The sequence below is a fragment of the Clostridium sp. CTA-1 genome, assembly GCF_054768215.1.
In genome coordinates this window covers 43,987-60,848 of the sequence record NZ_BAAAAP010000003.1, presented here as the reverse complement: position 1 = coordinate 60,848, position 16,862 = coordinate 43,987, and the positions used below count along the sequence as shown (strand labels likewise).

Annotated in this window: 18 protein-coding genes; 1 reads left to right on the top strand and 17 read right to left on the bottom strand. The window is 29.4% G+C overall.

Going from position 1 to position 16,862, the window contains the following annotated elements:
• The first annotated feature begins 108 nt into the window (after positions 1–108).
• Positions 109–576: a demethoxyubiquinone hydroxylase family protein gene (locus ACYUEW_RS03175; protein WP_460276207.1), complete on the top strand. Its 468-nt coding sequence runs from the start codon at positions 109–111 to the stop codon at positions 574–576.
• Between the two features lie 221 nt (positions 577–797).
• Here ACYUEW_RS03175 and ACYUEW_RS03170 read toward each other — a convergent pair whose 3' ends face one another.
• From ACYUEW_RS03170 to ACYUEW_RS03090, 17 genes are all read right to left on the bottom strand, one after another.
• Positions 798–1,589 carry a MerR family transcriptional regulator gene (locus ACYUEW_RS03170; RefSeq protein WP_003483024.1) on the bottom strand — a complete coding sequence of 264 codons (792 nt, stop codon included), beginning with the start codon at positions 1,587–1,589 and terminating at the stop codon, positions 798–800.
• 8 nt (positions 1,590–1,597) lie between these two features.
• Positions 1,598–2,437 (bottom strand): creatininase family protein, encoded by an 840-nt coding sequence (locus ACYUEW_RS03165; protein WP_003483020.1) that lies wholly within the window; start codon positions 2,435–2,437, stop codon positions 1,598–1,600.
• A 201-nt stretch (positions 2,438–2,638) separates the two neighbouring features.
• Positions 2,639–3,142, bottom strand: coding sequence for a superoxide dismutase family protein (locus ACYUEW_RS03160; RefSeq protein ID WP_042384112.1), 504 nt, complete (start codon positions 3,140–3,142; stop codon positions 2,639–2,641).
• Positions 3,143–3,397: 255 nt separating this feature from the next.
• Complete coding sequence (gene glmS, locus ACYUEW_RS03155) at positions 3,398–5,224, bottom strand: glutamine--fructose-6-phosphate transaminase (isomerizing) (protein ID WP_003483018.1); 1,827 nt, start codon at positions 5,222–5,224, stop codon at positions 3,398–3,400.
• 622 nt (positions 5,225–5,846) lie between these two features.
• Positions 5,847–6,524: a fructose-6-phosphate aldolase gene (locus ACYUEW_RS03150; protein ID WP_003483017.1), complete on the bottom strand. Its 678-nt coding sequence runs from the start codon at positions 6,522–6,524 to the stop codon at positions 5,847–5,849.
• 18 nt (positions 6,525–6,542) lie between these two features.
• Positions 6,543–7,190 (bottom strand): HAD family hydrolase, encoded by a 648-nt coding sequence (locus ACYUEW_RS03145; RefSeq protein WP_460276206.1) that lies wholly within the window; start codon positions 7,188–7,190, stop codon positions 6,543–6,545.
• Between the two features lie 23 nt (positions 7,191–7,213).
• Complete coding sequence (gene srlD, locus ACYUEW_RS03140) at positions 7,214–7,999, bottom strand: sorbitol-6-phosphate dehydrogenase (RefSeq protein WP_003483015.1); 786 nt, start codon at positions 7,997–7,999, stop codon at positions 7,214–7,216.
• Between the two features lie 20 nt (positions 8,000–8,019).
• Positions 8,020–8,385 (bottom strand): PTS glucitol/sorbitol transporter subunit IIA, encoded by a 366-nt coding sequence (locus ACYUEW_RS03135; RefSeq protein WP_043032586.1) that lies wholly within the window; start codon positions 8,383–8,385, stop codon positions 8,020–8,022.
• 216 nt (positions 8,386–8,601) lie between these two features.
• Positions 8,602–9,606 (bottom strand): PTS glucitol/sorbitol transporter subunit IIB, encoded by a 1,005-nt coding sequence (srlE, locus tag ACYUEW_RS03130; protein ID WP_003483013.1) that lies wholly within the window; start codon positions 9,604–9,606, stop codon positions 8,602–8,604.
• A gap of 12 nt (positions 9,607–9,618) precedes the next feature.
• Positions 9,619–10,164 (bottom strand): PTS glucitol/sorbitol transporter subunit IIC, encoded by a 546-nt coding sequence (gene srlA, locus ACYUEW_RS03125; protein WP_003357373.1) that lies wholly within the window; start codon positions 10,162–10,164, stop codon positions 9,619–9,621.
• Positions 10,165–10,206: 42 nt separating this feature from the next.
• On the bottom strand, positions 10,207–10,602 hold the full coding sequence (locus ACYUEW_RS03120) for a transcriptional regulator GutM (protein ID WP_042384109.1): 396 nt from the start codon (positions 10,600–10,602) through the stop codon (positions 10,207–10,209).
• A gap of 13 nt (positions 10,603–10,615) precedes the next feature.
• Complete coding sequence (locus ACYUEW_RS03115) at positions 10,616–11,665, bottom strand: galactitol-1-phosphate 5-dehydrogenase (RefSeq protein WP_043032587.1); 1,050 nt, start codon at positions 11,663–11,665, stop codon at positions 10,616–10,618.
• Positions 11,666–11,699: 34 nt separating this feature from the next.
• A complete protein-coding gene (locus tag ACYUEW_RS03110) occupies positions 11,700–12,671 on the bottom strand; it encodes a sugar-binding transcriptional regulator (protein ID WP_003483010.1) in 972 nt (323 codons plus the stop codon).
• Between the two features lie 353 nt (positions 12,672–13,024).
• Positions 13,025–14,374, bottom strand: a complete 1,350-nt coding sequence (gene glmM / locus ACYUEW_RS03105; RefSeq protein WP_003483009.1) for a phosphoglucosamine mutase — start codon at positions 14,372–14,374, stop codon at positions 13,025–13,027.
• A 134-nt stretch (positions 14,375–14,508) separates the two neighbouring features.
• Entirely contained in the window at positions 14,509–15,039 is a 531-nt protein-coding gene (locus ACYUEW_RS03100) for a 2-oxoacid:acceptor oxidoreductase family protein (protein WP_003483008.1), read from the bottom strand.
• Between the two features lies 1 nt (position 15,040).
• Positions 15,041–15,790 (bottom strand): thiamine pyrophosphate-dependent enzyme, encoded by a 750-nt coding sequence (locus ACYUEW_RS03095; protein ID WP_003483007.1) that lies wholly within the window; start codon positions 15,788–15,790, stop codon positions 15,041–15,043.
• On the bottom strand, positions 15,790–16,860 hold the full coding sequence (locus tag ACYUEW_RS03090; RefSeq protein WP_003483006.1) for a 3-methyl-2-oxobutanoate dehydrogenase subunit VorB: 1,071 nt from the start codon (positions 16,858–16,860) through the stop codon (positions 15,790–15,792). The genes ACYUEW_RS03095 and ACYUEW_RS03090 overlap by 1 nt, the downstream gene beginning before the upstream one ends.
• Positions 16,861–16,862: the final 2 nt, after the last annotated feature.

The following is a 16,862-nucleotide window of genomic DNA, read 5'->3' as shown; positions in this document are numbered from 1 at the left end:
TATTTTATTAATATAGTATAAGAACTCTATCCTACCCCTAAATTATTTCTTTAAAATATGAATAATTTTAAGCTTAGAAATAAATGATAAATGTAGGAGGTGTTTATTATGACAAATTTAACTCAAAAAGAACAATTACTTTTACAGGATCAAAAAAGTCATGAAGAATTGTGTATTAAAAAATACACAAATTATGCAAATCAATCAAATGATCCTCAACTAAAACAAATATTTTTAAACAATGCACAGGAGGAACAAGAGCATTTAAACAGCATAAATCAACTTTTAAGTGGTCAGATTCCAAATGTTAATTCACAGCAAAATAATCAACAACAACAAAACTCTCAAATGCAACCTGGTACAGGAACTGGGTTAGAAAGTAAAAATGATGCTGACTTATGCACTGACCTTTTAGCTACAGAAAAATATGTATCTTCAACTTATGATACAGCTATATTTGAATTTAGAGATCCTAATATTAGAAATGTTTTAAATCACATTCAAGAAGAAGAACAACAACATGGAGAGGCTATTTATAAATATATGGAAAGTAAAGGCATGTACAATCCTCAATAATTAAATTATATACTTATATGAATGAAATAAATAAAATAAAATTCTGTTAAAAACAACTATGTTTTTAACAGAATTTTATTTTACACTCTCTTTTTAGTTTTTATTATTTTTTTAAATATAATTCTATTTCATTCTGATTTAATTTTCTTATATTTCTACTATCTATAGGTATGTATTCTTTAGATTTTTATAAATTCTTGCCTCTATAGCTAATTTTTTTATTAATCCTCAATAGGATAGTATATATTTATATTAAATAATCCAGTTTCATAATTAACATTATATTCTTCAAAAGGATTCCCATTAATTTTATAATTATTATCTTGGATCCAATTTATTATGCTTTCATAAACATCTCCCTTTTCACCTATAGAATTAGCTGTTGAAGTTACATATCTTCCCTTTGGTATAATATGAATATTTAGTTTTCCTTCTTTTCGAGGTTCTATTGGAATACATATCTCAACATCTGCATTTTCAGGATCATATTCCTTTTCAAAATATTTTACTATATGCGGCCCTTTTATTCTTAATCCATTCTTATTTATTAATTCATAAAGAGAACCCACAACCTTTGCTATATCTTTAGTATTAATTGTGCATCTTTTACTTATTACATTTATATTATCTAATTGAGCAATTTCAACTTCATGTATTTTATAATTAAATTCCTTGCTTTTAATTACTTTATTTTCTTTTAACATTTTATATAAATTATCTTTCATTACTGTTAAGCGAGCTATTTCACTTTCTATAATCTTTAATCTCTTTTTTATAATTTCATGCCTATTTATATTACTATTAGCTATTATTTCTTTTATTTCTTCAAGAGCCAATCCATAACCTTTAAGTTTTATTATATTTTTAGCTAAACTAAGTTGCTCTTGCCCATAATATCTATAACCATTTTCTTCATTAATACAATACGGCTTTAATAAATCAATATCGTCATAATGTCTAAGGGTTCGTGTTGATACTTTTAATATTAATGCTAACTGTCCAATTGTGTACATATATTTATTCACCTCAAAATCATATAATTCATAGCAATCTTTATTTCCTTTGAAAGTTCTGGCACATATCCATATTGGAGAAATTTAAATATTAATTCAACTGTATTTTTTATCATATCCTCGAATTGTACTTTACCTTTTTCTTTATTTCCTTTTGCTGGAGAACCTATATAACCTTCTTCCATTCCACATTCTCTCCAACATCTTTCACCACTTTTTATAAATTCTTTCATATTCATATAAACAGGTTCTAAATTACTATAACATTCTTTCACTAATTCTGGATGTTTAAATAACATAAATGAAGTTTCTCTCACATCTGCATGTATTTCTCTTTCCATGTTTAAATCATTCTTTACAATTTTAACTTTCTCTTTTGCACTTTGTGAATATATTATACTACTTGCTACCTCTAAAACCTTAAGAGAACACTCTTTATTAAGTATATCTTTTGCATTTTCGATAACCTTTATATGCCCTAAATCTAAATGATGATTAACTATTACCATTTTTTTAAATCCTGCTCTACTAATTGACTCACCCAAATCTACGACTATATTTTCTATGGTTTTTGATTTAAATGATATAGTCCCTGGATAATTCATTACACATTCATTATAACCTATGGGAAACGATGGATGGATAATATAATTATATGCATTATTTTGTTTCTCAAGATTATCTATTACAGCTTTTAATAAATCCTTTGCTGAAATATAATCTGTGCCCAATGGTAAGTGCGGTCCATGTTCTTCAATTGGGCTTAATGCAACAAAAACAGCTGACTTATCTTTGTCAAGATTATGAATGTCTTTCCATGTTACTTTTTCCATATTAAATATTGACATTTAATCATCTCCTCGCTAAATATAATATTATTATTTTACGTTACGTGAAGGTCAATAATATTTATAAAATTAATTTCATAAAAAAAGAAAACCAGAAGTAATCTTCTGATTTTCTCTTCTTATTTTTTAATAACCTTTTTATACTTTAACAAGTTTATTTTCCTTGAATTATCTTTTTTGTAATGTAAATCTGTACTTATATTACCATAAATATGGTATGCACCAATTATAAGGATTTATTATTCCACATGCAATCCTTTTACCAGAATTTCCGGATGGTTGAGATCTATAATCATCTGGATTTTCATGAATAATTATAGACTTTCCGATAATATCTTGCACCTTAAATTTATTAGTAAAAAACCACATAATGGATTTTCCATTATTTGAAAACAAAACTGGAAAATCTCCTGCATGATTTCCATGTGGTTGATTTGTAGGATTCCAATGTTCACCTGCATCTTTAAATGGGTCTTCAGGTGATCCTACATTACAATTTCCAAATTGGTGAATATGAAATCCATGTGGTCCAATAGGAGCTTTTTCTCCTTTTGCAGGCTGATAATCTGGAAGTCCTGTAATGTTTACATATACTGCAGTACCACCAGGGACATCTTGAAATAATACAAATCCTTCAACTTTAGGGTATAAAGGACCCCCTTTTATGTAAGAAATAGCATTCTTACATATATATTTATTTCTCATACAATTCACTCCACTCCTGAAACTAATACATTCCATATTATATTATGTTATATGTACTTGGAGTGTTAAAAATAAAACCGGAAATTATTTATTAAAACTTTTTGTGGGGAAAAAATATATCTATTTTTAGGACTTACCTATTTAAGTAAGCGTAAAAAATAAAATTCCAGTAAAAATTTTATTTTTACTGGAATTTTCATGGAAAATCTCTGATTTCAAATTAGCAAACCATAAATAACTTTATAAAAAGCTTTTTTATTCAACTGTAACTGATTTAGCTAAGTTTCTTGGCTTATCTACATCACGATCTTTTAATATTGCTACATAATATGCTAATAATTGATGAGGTACTACTGCAATAATACTTTGTAATATATCATTTGTTCTTGGTATATAAATTACTCTATCCCCTACTTGCTCTGCTTCTTTATTTCCTTCTTGAGTTATAGCAATAACATGTGCTCCTCTTGATTTAACTTCTTTTATATTAGAAATACTTTTTTCAAATAAATCTGTTTGAGTCATTGTAGCTACTACTGGTGTATTTTCTTCAATAAGAGCTATAGTACCATGTTTTAATTCACCAGCAGCAAAAGCTTCTGCATGCATGTAAGATATTTCTTTTATCTTTAATGAACCTTCTAATGAAAGATTATAATCTAATCCTCTTCCTATATAAAATGCATGTTCATTGTCTTTTATCTCTTTTGCTATTTCTTTTATTTCATCATGTTGATCAAGTATTTTTTGTACTTTTTCAGGTATAAGTTTTAATTCATTTATTATATCATTATAAAATTCTTCAGTTATTGTTCCCCTTTTTATACCCATATCTAATGCAATCATATATAATGCTACAAGTTGAGTTGTATATGCTTTAGTTGATGCAACTGCTACTTCAGGTCCTGCCCAAGTATAAAATACATCATCTGCTTCTCTAGCTATAGAGGATCCTACAACATTAGTAATAGCTAAAACTCTAGCGCCTTTTTCTTTTCCTTCTCTTACAACTGCTAAAGTATCTGCTGTTTCTCCAGATTGACTTACAACAATAATTAATGTTTTGTCATCTATAAATGGATTTCTATATCTAAATTCTGAAGCTACATCTGTTTCTACAGCTATCTTTGCAAATCTTTCAATAGCATATCTTCCTGTTATTCCTGCATTGTATGCAGTTCCGCAAGCAACTATATAAACTTTATTTATTTCATCTAGATCTTCTTTTGTTAGTTTTATATCATCTAATTTTATTTTACCATTCTCATCTAATCTTCTAACTAAAGTTTCTTTTATACCATTTGGTTGTTCATTTATTTCTTTTATCATGAAGTGATCATATCCACCTTTAGAAGCTGCTTCTACATCCCACATTACATGGAAAGGTTCTTTTGTAATTTTTTCTTCTTTTTCATTGTAAATTGTTACTTTATTTTTTTCTAAAGTAACTACTTCTCCATTATCTAAGAAATACACATCTCTAGTATATTTTAAAATAGCTGGTACATCTGACGCAATAAAGTTTTCGTTTTCTCCAATTCCTACTATTAATGGACTATCTTTTCTTACAGCTACTAATTGTTCTGGGTTATCTTTGCAAACAACTCCTAATGCATAAGCCCCTCTTAATTTTTTTATAGCCTTAAATACTGCTTGTAGTAAATCCCCTTCATAATAATGGTCAACTAAATGGGCTATTACTTCAGTATCTGTTTCTGATTTAAATTTCACGCCTTCAGAAACCAACCATTCTTTTATTTCCATATAATTTTCAATTATACCATTATGAACTACTGCAATTGTTTCATCCATATTTAAATGTGGATGTGAATTCACATCAGATGGCACTCCATGAGTAGCCCATCTTGTATGACCTATTCCTATAGTTCCCTCCATAGGCTTACTTTCTAAATTTTCACTTAAAACATTTAATCTACCTTTGTACTTTTGGAATTCTATTTCCTTTCCATCATTAACAGCGATTCCTGCAGAATCATACCCTCTATACTCTAGCTTTGTTAATCCATCTACAATTACATCGCTTGCCTTTCTAAATCCTACATATCCTACTATTCCGCACATAAAAAAATCCTCCTTAGATTATATTAATAATTTAAGAAGAAAGTCCTCACTAAAGCTTTTTTGTAATTAGAATCACTTCTAACTTTTATTATAGCTTTTAGGGCTGTGAGATCCCATAGGATATCCGCCGAAATTTCGATACTCCTATATCCTCGTCAACTTAAGTGACACTCCAAATTTTCAATTTGGTCAGTGGAACTTACTCAGATTTTAATCTAAGTTTCCTCTATATACTCCAAACTTTCAATTTGACTAGTAGAGCTTACTCAGATGTCAAGCTGAATTTAATCTATTACTCCAAATTTTTAATTTGGCTAGTGGAACTTACTCAGCTGCTAATCTACTATAAGCACTTAAGTTCTGGCGCTTTCATAACTCTTTTAACTTTCTTCCTAATACATTATAGCATGTTCATTTTTATTTGTTAACTTAATTTTTTATGAATATTATATTATATTTTTATTCAATTTATAGTTATATTTAATTTTTTAAGGAAAATCCTCTTATAATTTTAATAATAGTTCTTCCTTACATTATAAATAGATATATAACAAAGACACTTAATGCTGTAGCTATAATAAGAAGCTCAAATTATATATTACTATTAAAATATTATTTTATGTTATACCTCATTAGTTTTTGTATTTTTACCATATTGCATTTCCCAGTCTTTTATAAAATTATCTACACTTAAATCTGTAGATGGATGATATATTAATTGCTTTATTAAATCTTCATTTACAGTTACACTATGAGCTCCCTTTAAGCAAGCATTATGGATTTGTTCTGTATTTTTAAAACTAGCAGCTAAAACCTTAGAATTAATATTATAAATTTCAAATATACTTACTATGTCAGAAACAACTTTAATGCCATCTGCCATTAAATTATCTATTCTATTTACATAAGGCGCTACAAATTCTGCTCCTGCCTTTGCTGCCATTAATGCTTGTTGAGCTGTAAATATTGCAGTAGCTGTGATCTTATATCCTTTTTTACTAAGTTCCTTCATAGCTTTTATACCTTGCTCAGTTACTGGTATTTTTATATACAAATTACCACCGATTTTTTCATTTAAATATATAGCTTCCTCTATCATCTCTTCTGTTTTAGATCCTACCACTTGAACATGAAGCATTTTTTCTTTGCCTATGATGTTTCTTATTTCTTTTAGTATACATATAAAATCTTTTTTTTCTTTTGATATTATAGTAGGATTAGTTGTAACTCCATCTAATGGATAAATATCATTTATATGTTTTATAGAATCTATATTAGCTGTGTCTAAAAATATTAACATATAAATCGTCCCCCTTTGTTATTTTATTAAATTTTCTATTACATTTTTAGCTCCCTTTAAATCTCTTTCAAAGGATATTATTTCTTTTGTGCTTTCATCTTTCCATATACTATTTATTGCGATAACCTTACATCCTGCAGCTATAGCTGATTTTATTCCATTTATAGAATCTTCCATAATAATTGTTTCTTCACTAGAGGAACCTAATCTTTTCATAGCTTCTAAATAAGGCCAAGGATCTGGTTTTGATTTTTCCATCTCATCCCCCGGTAAAATAAACTGAAAGTAATCAATTATTCCTAATTTTTTTAGCAAAATCTCTGCTATTTCTCTATTACTACCTGTTGCTATTGCACATTTAATATTTAATTCTTTTATATAATCTAATAATTCATATACGCCATTTATAGGTTCTAGTTTTTCTAAAGCTATTTTTGTGTATAATTTATTTCTCTTTTCTAGCAATTCATTTTCGTCTTCTTCTAAATCATAATTGCTTATTGTTCTTCTTATTACTTCAATCATACTTAGACCCATGCAAGAGTTATGAAAATCTTCAGTATAATCTTTATCATACATTTTTAATAAAATTTTACTAGTCTCAAAGGATAAAGGTTCTGTGTCTATTATTACCCCATCCATATCAAAAATTATTGTATTTAACATAATTTATCTCCTAAAAATATATTTTATCTCATTTCTTGCCCACCCGTAACGTTTACAGCCTGTCCAGTCATATATGAAGCTTCTTTCGAACTTAAAAATAATACTAAATTACTTACATCCTCATAAGTGCAGCCTCTTTTTAAAGGTACCTTATCTATATAAGCTTGTCTAACTTTTTCTTTAGGTATATTTAATTTTTTGGCATATTGTTCATATAGACCATTTTTCCACATAGGTGAGTCTAATAAATTACCTGGGCAAACTGCATTAACTCTTATTCCATCCTCTGCTAAATCTAATGCTAAACTCTGAGTTAAACCTATAGCTCCAAATTTTGATGCAGAATAAGCACAATTATGCAAACTTCCTTTTTTACCTGATTTAGAGTTTATCTCGATAATAACTCCTTGCTTTCTTTTTATCATCTCCTTTGCAGCCTCTTTTGCACATAAAAAATACCCTGTTAAATTTACATTTAATATATTATCCCATTTTTCTTTAGGCAGCTCAGTAATCTTTGTACTATAAACTACTCCAGCATTACAAATTAAAATATCTATTTTTCTAAAATTATCTATTGTATTTTTTATAAGATTTTTAACTTCTTCTTCTTTACATACATCAACTTTAACTGCTATAGATCTTACTTTATATTTATCTATTATATTTTGAGATACTTTGTTAGCCTGTTCATAATCTATATCTGCAATTACTATATTAGCACCTTTTTCAGCAAAGCTATAAGCAATATATTCTCCTAAACTTTGAGCTCCTCCTGTTATTATAACAGTTTTTTCGTTAAAATTCACAGTATACCTCCTTTTTTTAACTAAGGTCTTTCAATTTCTAATAAAGTTCCTTCTTTAATTTCTTTTATTTCTTTATCCTCTAAATATAAGCTTCCTGGTAATTCTGCATTTGTACTTCCATCAAATCTTACACAAATATGTCCTAAATCACGTAGATTTTTATGAACCTCATCTCCTACAGCAGTTACTTTGTATTCTTCTCCATCAATTCTAAAAATATCTCCTACTTGTATTTCATCATTTAATTCATTCTTACCATGAAGCACACAATAATCTGCTAATTCTTCTGGAGCATTATCTTTAAATAATATTATCATTTTTTCTCCATAGAATTCTTCTACCATAATTCCTAATTTATTTACCTCTGTATTATATATTGTTTTCATAATATTTCCTCCTATTTTTAAACTACTCTTATTAATTTAACCTTTTATATTATTTTAATTACATATAAAACAAATAATATAAATTCAATTGTATATTTAAATAACTTAAATATATCAAACTATTATTATACAAAGTAAAAATTAATTTACATTATTTAAAATATAAGAATAAAAGAATGTAATCCTTTTATTCTTATATTTTATTTTTAACTAAATCTATTTAGCATATAATCCAAAGCTAGCAAGCCATGCAATAAATACTGATGTTGGACCTGTTAAAAATCTTGAATATAAAACAGATGGAACCCCAACTTCTACTGTTTCTGGTTCTGCTTCTGCAAGTCCAAGCCCTACTGGTATAAAGTCGCATGCTGCTTGAGAGTTTATTGCAAATAATGCTGGTAATGCTAAATGTGGTGGTATATTACCCTTACCAATTTCAACACCAATTAAAACACCTATAACTTGAGCTATAACTGCACCAGGTCCTAAGAATGGTGACAATAATGGGAATGAGCATATAGCTGATAGTAATACTAATCCTGGTAAGCTACCTGCCAATGGAGATAATACTGATGCAAATGCATCTCCTATACCAGATTTTAATATTATACCTATTAGCATACATACAAATGCCATAAATGGTAATATAGTTTTTATAACAGTATCTATAGTATCACGGCCGGCTTGGTATAGCATTCCTACAAAATTACCAAGAGCCATACCTATCTTAGTCATTATACCTCTATCAGATTGTTGAGTTATCTTTTTAGTTGTATCATATTTAGGTTTCTTCACTTCTTCTTTTTGTTGATTTTCTTCATAAACGTTTTCACTATTTTCAGAAGAATCTGCTAATTCAATATTCTTAACCTTTACAGAAGATACATATATGTCTGCTTTTATATATTCAGCTAATGGCCCACTTGGTCCTGCTGGCATTAAGTTTATAGTTGGTATACCTTTTTTAGGATATAATCCACATCTTAATGTACCACCGCAATCTATTATTACGCATGCTATTTCATCATCTGGTACTTTTGTTTTAAATCCATCTACCAATTCACAGCCTGTAAGTTCTTCTAATTTTTTTGCTACCTCTGAAATAACTCCTCCAGTTATATTAACTATTTTATTTTTTTGTTCTGTTGGAACTATTGTAAGGGGGCCTCCAAAACCGCCATTTCCTGCACTAACTTTTATTGCGTTATATTTTGCCATCAATTACACCTCCTAAAGTGAAATTTTTGTAGATAATTTTACATTTTGTTGTTTTTCTACATAAGAAGTTGTGAAATCTGTTATCCATCCTCTAAGGAAATTTGTAACTATACCAACTAAGAAATATCTAACTGCTAAATCCGTTGTTGATAATCCTAATTGTGTTATACCATTTGCTATACCTAAGAATACAAATAGTTCTGCTGGGTTTATGTGTGGGAATAAACCATTCATTGTATGACAAGAATATGATGCCGCTGCATAATAACTTGGTTTATATTTTTCTGGTAAAAATTTACCTAAAGATAATGTCATTGGGTTACAAAAAAAGAATGTTCCTATTACTGGTAATATTAAATATCTAGTTATTGGATTAGCTGCACTTTTTTTAGCTAACTTTTCTATTCTTTCTTCTCCAACTATTCTTATTAAAGCATTCATAGCAACTAGAAGCATAATCAATGTAGGTATTATTCCTTTTGCCATGCCTACAAAAGTATTTCCACCTTCTTGAAATAAACCTATAAAACCTTTTGCTAAATTAGTTAAAAAATCCATAAACTCATCTCCTTTTTAATAAAACGTTTTTCATTGACTCAATTATGAATTAGAATCAATCTCCTCCTTTGTTTTATAATATTCATTATAATTTTTGATTCCATCTTGTATTGCCAAAGCTGTCTGTTGGTCTAAATTTTCTAATATATTAGGATTTATGCTATGAAGATTTTGATTATTCAAAATCTCCATAGACTTAAATCTAGCTAAAATAGTAATTCCTTTCATGATTCTGCTCTCAAGTATAGAGCAATTATCATCAATAGCAATTAGTATTACTGAACCCCTCTTTACACGTCCCTTATTTTTCCCTATTACTACTCTTCCTTTTTGTCTAAGTTCTTTAAAATTTTTATTAAAATCTTTAAATTGTAAAAAACCTAATGCAGTTTGTAGAAGCCATGCAAGTCCAATAACAATTACTATTCTTATAAACATAAATTCACCTCTACTAAATTTCAACTAGTACCTTATTATAATTAATTTCTTTGTTGAACATTTTATGGAAATATCCTGGTAATTCTTCAAGTTTGATTTTATGAGATATCATTGGTTTAAATACTATTTGTCCTTTTTCCATGAAATCTAATGTAGCTCTCCAAGCTATTCCTGGGAATGGAGCTGCATATGAATTCCATGAACCTTGTAATGTAATTTCTCCACGCATTATTCTATCAAAAGTTTTTTCGCTAAATCTTAATTCATCATGTGATATCCCTAGGAAAACAACCTTTCCAAGTTTTCTACACATAAGAACAGATTGTTCTTCTGTAATTTTCATTCCTGCAGTTTCTATAACAGCCTCTACTCCACCATTGGTAATTTCTAATACTTTTTCAACTGCATTACATTCTTTACTGTTTATTATAATATCTGCACCTAATTCTTTAGCTAAGTTAAGTTTATCCTCTAAAACATCCACAGCTATTACCTTTGATGCACCAAATATTTTTGCCCATTGAATAGCAAATTGTCCTATAGGACCACAACCAACAACTGCTACAGTATCACCAACTTTTATTCCTGTTTTGCTCATTGCTTGGTATGATATAGATGCTGGTTCTATTCCTGCTGCTGTTTCATAATCTAAATCTTCTGGAAGTATTAATACGTTTTCTTTTGGAACTCTAACATATTCTGCAAAACCACCATCATTTCTAGATCCTAAAAATTCATAAGTTTCACATAAAGCAAAATTGCCTTTTTTACAGAATTCACATTCTCCACATGGTATTAATGGTACTACTGCTACTCTCTCTCCTATTTTTATATCACCTACATTATTGCCAATTTCAACTACTTCTCCTGAAAATTCATGTCCTGTTATTGTTGGGTAATGGTATGCTCCACTTACCATGGCTCTTGGCATATCTGAACCACATATACCAACATATTTAACTTTTACTAATACGTCATCTTCACCTATTGTAGGTATATTTACTTCCTCATATCTTAAATCCTTAATTGCATGTAAAGCTACTGCTTTCATTTTTCCTTCCATTTTATAAGACTCCCTTCAAAGTTTTAAATTATATTTATTTTTTATTTTTAGTAAATTGCTCATGTAAGTTTAGTACCGTTTCTGCTGTTTCATTATTAGTTATTAAAACATTTACAAAACCTCCATTTAAAGCCCCTAAAATAGACCAAGCTTTTTCTGAGGATTCTGCTACAGCTATAGAATATTCCATTTTTTTTAATTTTTCTAATTCCACACTTATTATTCTATCTTTTACCTTTTCATCAACTATGTTTCCATTTATATCGAAAAATCTTGAACATATATCTCCTACTGCATCAACATCTTTTAACAACTGTATGTCTTCGTCTCCAAAATATCCGCTCCAAATTAGGTTATTACCTTTAAGTGGTGCTCCAATTCCTACAACAGCCTTATTAACTTTATCCCATAACTCCAGTATTCCTTTAAAATTGCTGTCACTCATAATAGCTTCTTTTGTGGACTTTTCTGCTGTTATTGCTGGTGCATAAAAATAATGTCCTTTTGCTTTAAATTCATCGCTAACCCTAGAAACTATAGTATTAACATGATATTTATTATCCATATCGCTAGGTGGCCCTCCTACTAAAGGCACTACATTAGCTGATATATTTTTACAATCTTTCAATGTATTTGCTACTTCTCCAACAGATTTGCCCCAGGCAAAACCTAGTATATCACCATCTCTTAATATTCTTTTTAAAAATTCACTTCCTGCTTGACCTAATTTTTTAAGTCTAATACTTTCAGCTTCATCTTCATCTGTTGGTATAACTATGGCCTCTTTTAAATTAAAGGTTTTTTCTAGAGCATCCTCTAATTGGAAGCAGCCATCAAAGTTACTTTTTATATTTATAGTAACAATACCTTCCTCTCTAGCTTTCTTTAACATTCTGCTTATAGTTGTTCTATATTGTCCCAATCGTTTTGCAATTTCAGATTGTGTCATATTATCAATATAGTACATTTGTGCAACTTTATATAAAATTCTATCATCATACTTCATAAGGCATTTTCAACCTTTCTTAATTTTATTTGGAGGTTATTAATTAAATCTCCTTTGTTATTTTATACACAAATTTTGCACATTTGTGCAGTTGGTGAAATTTTGTTTTATTGTTGTATTTATAATATAACAATTTTATTGTTTTTTCAACAATATATAATCTTTATTTTTTTTGAATAATACTATATTTATTCTATTTTTCTTTCATTTTTTAAATGATTTGTATTATTTCATTATTTTTTGAATATTTTATTATTTTAATTTTATTTATACTAAAAAAACATAAGGGTAATTTATAATTAACCTTATAATTATAAATTACCCTTATGTTTTAAAAATATAAACCAATCTTATTATTTTACTTTACTCTCTATTAGTTTAGCTAAGTCATGCGCTAACTTGTCGATTTCGTCTTGATTTTCTCCTTCAAGCATTACTCTTACCAAAGGCTCTGTACCAGAAGGTCTTATAAGTACTCTCCCTGAGCCATCTAAGTTTTTTGTAATTGTATCTATTTCAGATTTTATTTCTTCATCTTTTAAATAAATATCTTTTTTATCATTAGGAACTTTAGCATTAACTAAAACCTGTGGTAACTCTTTCATTATAGAGCATAATTCTGAGAAAGTCTTATCACTTTCTTTTACAATATGAGCTAATTGCAGAGCAGTTACAAGTCCATCCCCTGTAGTATTATAATCTGAGAATATAATATGACCTGATTGCTCTCCACCTATTACATAGTCATTTTTAAGCATTTCCTCTAAGACATATCTATCCCCAACTTTTGTTTTTATAGTATTTATTTCTTCTTTTTTCATAGCTATATCTAATCCAAGATTACTCATTACAGTAACTACTATTGTATTTTTCTTTAACTTACCTTGTTTTTTTAATTCTTTACCACAAATAGCTAATATAAAGTCTCCATTTATTAAGTTACCATTTTCGTCTATTGCTAGACATCTATCAGCATCTCCATCAAAAGCTAATCCCATATGACAATTATTTTTAACTACATACTCCATAAGGTCTTCTGGATGTGTTGATCCTGATTTTCTATTTATATTTACACCATCTGGTTTATTGTTTATAACATAAACTTCTGCTCCTAATTCCTTAAAAGCTTCTACAGATGTTATATATGATGCTCCATTAGCACAATCTAAAGCTACTTTTAATCCTTTTAAATTACCTTTTATAGTTGATTTAGCAAAATCTATGTAATCTCTTATAGCCTCTCCATCTTCTTCAATTTTTTTTCCTATATTCTCTCCAGTTAAAACTGGAACATCCTTAAAATTATTTTCTATTAATGCTTGTATATTATCTTCTAATTTATCTGATAATTTGTACCCATCTTTATTAAAAAACTTTATACCATTATATTCTACTGGATTATGTGATGCTGAAATAACAACCCCTGCATCTGCATTATATTTTCTTGTTAAATAAGCTATTGCTGGTGTTGGTATTACACCTACACAAATAGCTTCTGCTCCTACAGATAATATACCTGCTACTAAAGCACTCTCTAGCATGTCCCCTGATATTCTTGTATCCATACCTACAAGTATCTTAGGTCTATGTGTTCCTTCTGTTAATATGAAAGCTCCTGCTTTACCTAATTTATATGCTAAGTCTGCTGTTAATTCCTTATTAGCTATTCCTCTGACTCCATCTGTTCCGAACATTCTACCCATGTAATTCATCACTCCTATTTTTTAAATACACATAGATATTATATTATAGTTTACTAATTCTAACAATAGGGAACATAATTGAAAAATATAAAAAGCCAGTGAAGATATTTTCTCCACTGGCAATATTTAATTTATTATTTTACGTATTCCTCTCCAGCTTTAAGAGCTTCTTTGTTTAATTCAAAGAATTTTTCCTTACCATGGTCTTTTAATGATGCTGTTATTTCATCCATAGTAACTATTCCTGTTTGTTTTACAAGAGCTCCCAAAAGAATCATATTAGCTATTTTTTTACTACTTATTTTATCCGCTTCAGATTGAGCTGGTATAGCTATAACTTTTATGTCATCTCTTTTTGGCATTCTATCAACTAAGTCAGAATCCAATATTATTAATCCACCTGGTGCTACCATATCTTCAAATTTATCTAAAGAAGGTCTATTCATTACTACTACTGTATCTGGTTTAGTTACTATTGGTGATCCAACTGGTGTATCAGATAGAACTACAGAACAGTTAGCTGTACCACCTCTCATTTCTGGTCCGTAAGATGGTAACCATGAAACTTCCATATTTGAGTCCATTCCTGCATAAGCTAAAAATTTACCCATTGATAATATACCTTGGCCTCCAAAACCTGCAAATATAATTTGTTGTGATGCCATATTATTTCACCTCCTCAGTTGTATCCTTCTTAACGCCAAGAGGATAGTATGGGATCATGTTTTCTCTTAACCAGTCCATTGATTCTTGAGGAGTTAATCCCCAGTTAGTTGGGCATATTGACAATACTTCAACTAAAGAAAATCCTTTTTTATCTATTTGATTTTGGAAAGCTTTCTTTATTGCCTTTTTAGCTTTTAATATATTTGGAACTGTATTCACAGCTACTCTTTCTACATAGCAAGCTCCAGTTAGAGTAGATATCATTTCTGCTACTCTTATTGGGAATCCTGCATAACTTGTATCTCTTCCATAAGGTGTTGTTTCTGTTACTTGACCTGGTAATGTAGTAGGTGCCATCTGTCCACCTGTCATTCCATATATACAGTTATTTACGAATATTGTTGTAATATTTTCTCCTCTAGTTGCAATGTGAACTATTTCAGCTGTACCTATTGCAGCTAAGTCTCCATCTCCTTGATAAGTAAATACTACTGAATCTGGATTAGCTCTTTTTATACCTGTTGCAACTGCTGGTGCTCTACCATGAGCAGCCTCAAACATATCACAGGCAAAATAGTTATATGCTAAAACTGAACATCCAACTGGAGCAACACCTATTGTTTTATCTAATACTCCAAGTTCATCAATTACTTCTCCAACTAATTTATGAATTACACCATGAGTACATCCTGGACAATAATGTGTAGGAACGTCCATTAATGCTTTAGGTGGTTGATATACTATAGCCATTATCTAGCACCTCCTACTATAGATTTAACTTTCTCTAGGATATCTGATGGATCTGGAACCATTCCACCTGTTCTTCCATAAAAATCTACTGGCTTTCTTCCATTAGATGCTAATTTAACATCATAAACCATTTGTCCGCAACTCATTTCTACAGACAGATATCCATGTTTAGTAAGGTCTACAGTTTTTTCAAATGCTTCAAATGGGAAAGGCCATATTGTTATAGGTCTTATTAGTCCTAATGTCATACCTTCTTCTTTAGCCATTTTTACAACATTTTTGCATATTCTTGAAGTTGTTCCATATGCAACTAATATTAAATCGCATTCTTTATCACAGTTATATAACTCATATCTAACTTCATTTTCTTTTATCTTAGCATATTTATCTTGTAAATGAATGTTATGTTGTTCTAATATTTCTGGTTGTAAATATAAGGAGTTTATTATATTATGCTCTTTTCTTCCATGTAACCCATTAGCTGCCCAATCTTTTGCTGGAAGTTCTTTAGATGATCTTTCTTTAAATTCAACAGGTTCCATCATTTGTCCAAGCATACCATCTCCCATAACCATACAAGGTGTCCTGTATGTATCAGCTACATCGAAGGCATTTTGTATTAAATCAACCATTTCTTGTATAGAAGCAGGTGCAAATACTGGCATATTAAAATCACCGTGTCCGCTTGCTTTTGTTGCTTGGAAATAATCTGATTGTGCTGGCTGAATACTTCCTAATCCTGGACCTCCTCTAACGATGTTTATTATAACACATGGTAGTTCTGCTGCTGCTATATATGAAAGTCCTTCTGATTTTAAACTTATTCCTGGTGAACTTGAGGAAGTCATACATCTAATTCCTGTTCCTGCTGCACCATACACCATATTTACAGCTGATATTTCACTTTCTGCTTGAACAAATGTCTTGCCTATCTTAGGCATTTTCTTTGACATATAAGCTGCTACTTCTGTTTGTGGAGTAATTGGATACCCAAAGAAACATTCACATCCTGCTTGGATTGCAGCTTCGCCTATAGCTTCATTACCCTTCATTAAAACTTTTTCACCCATTA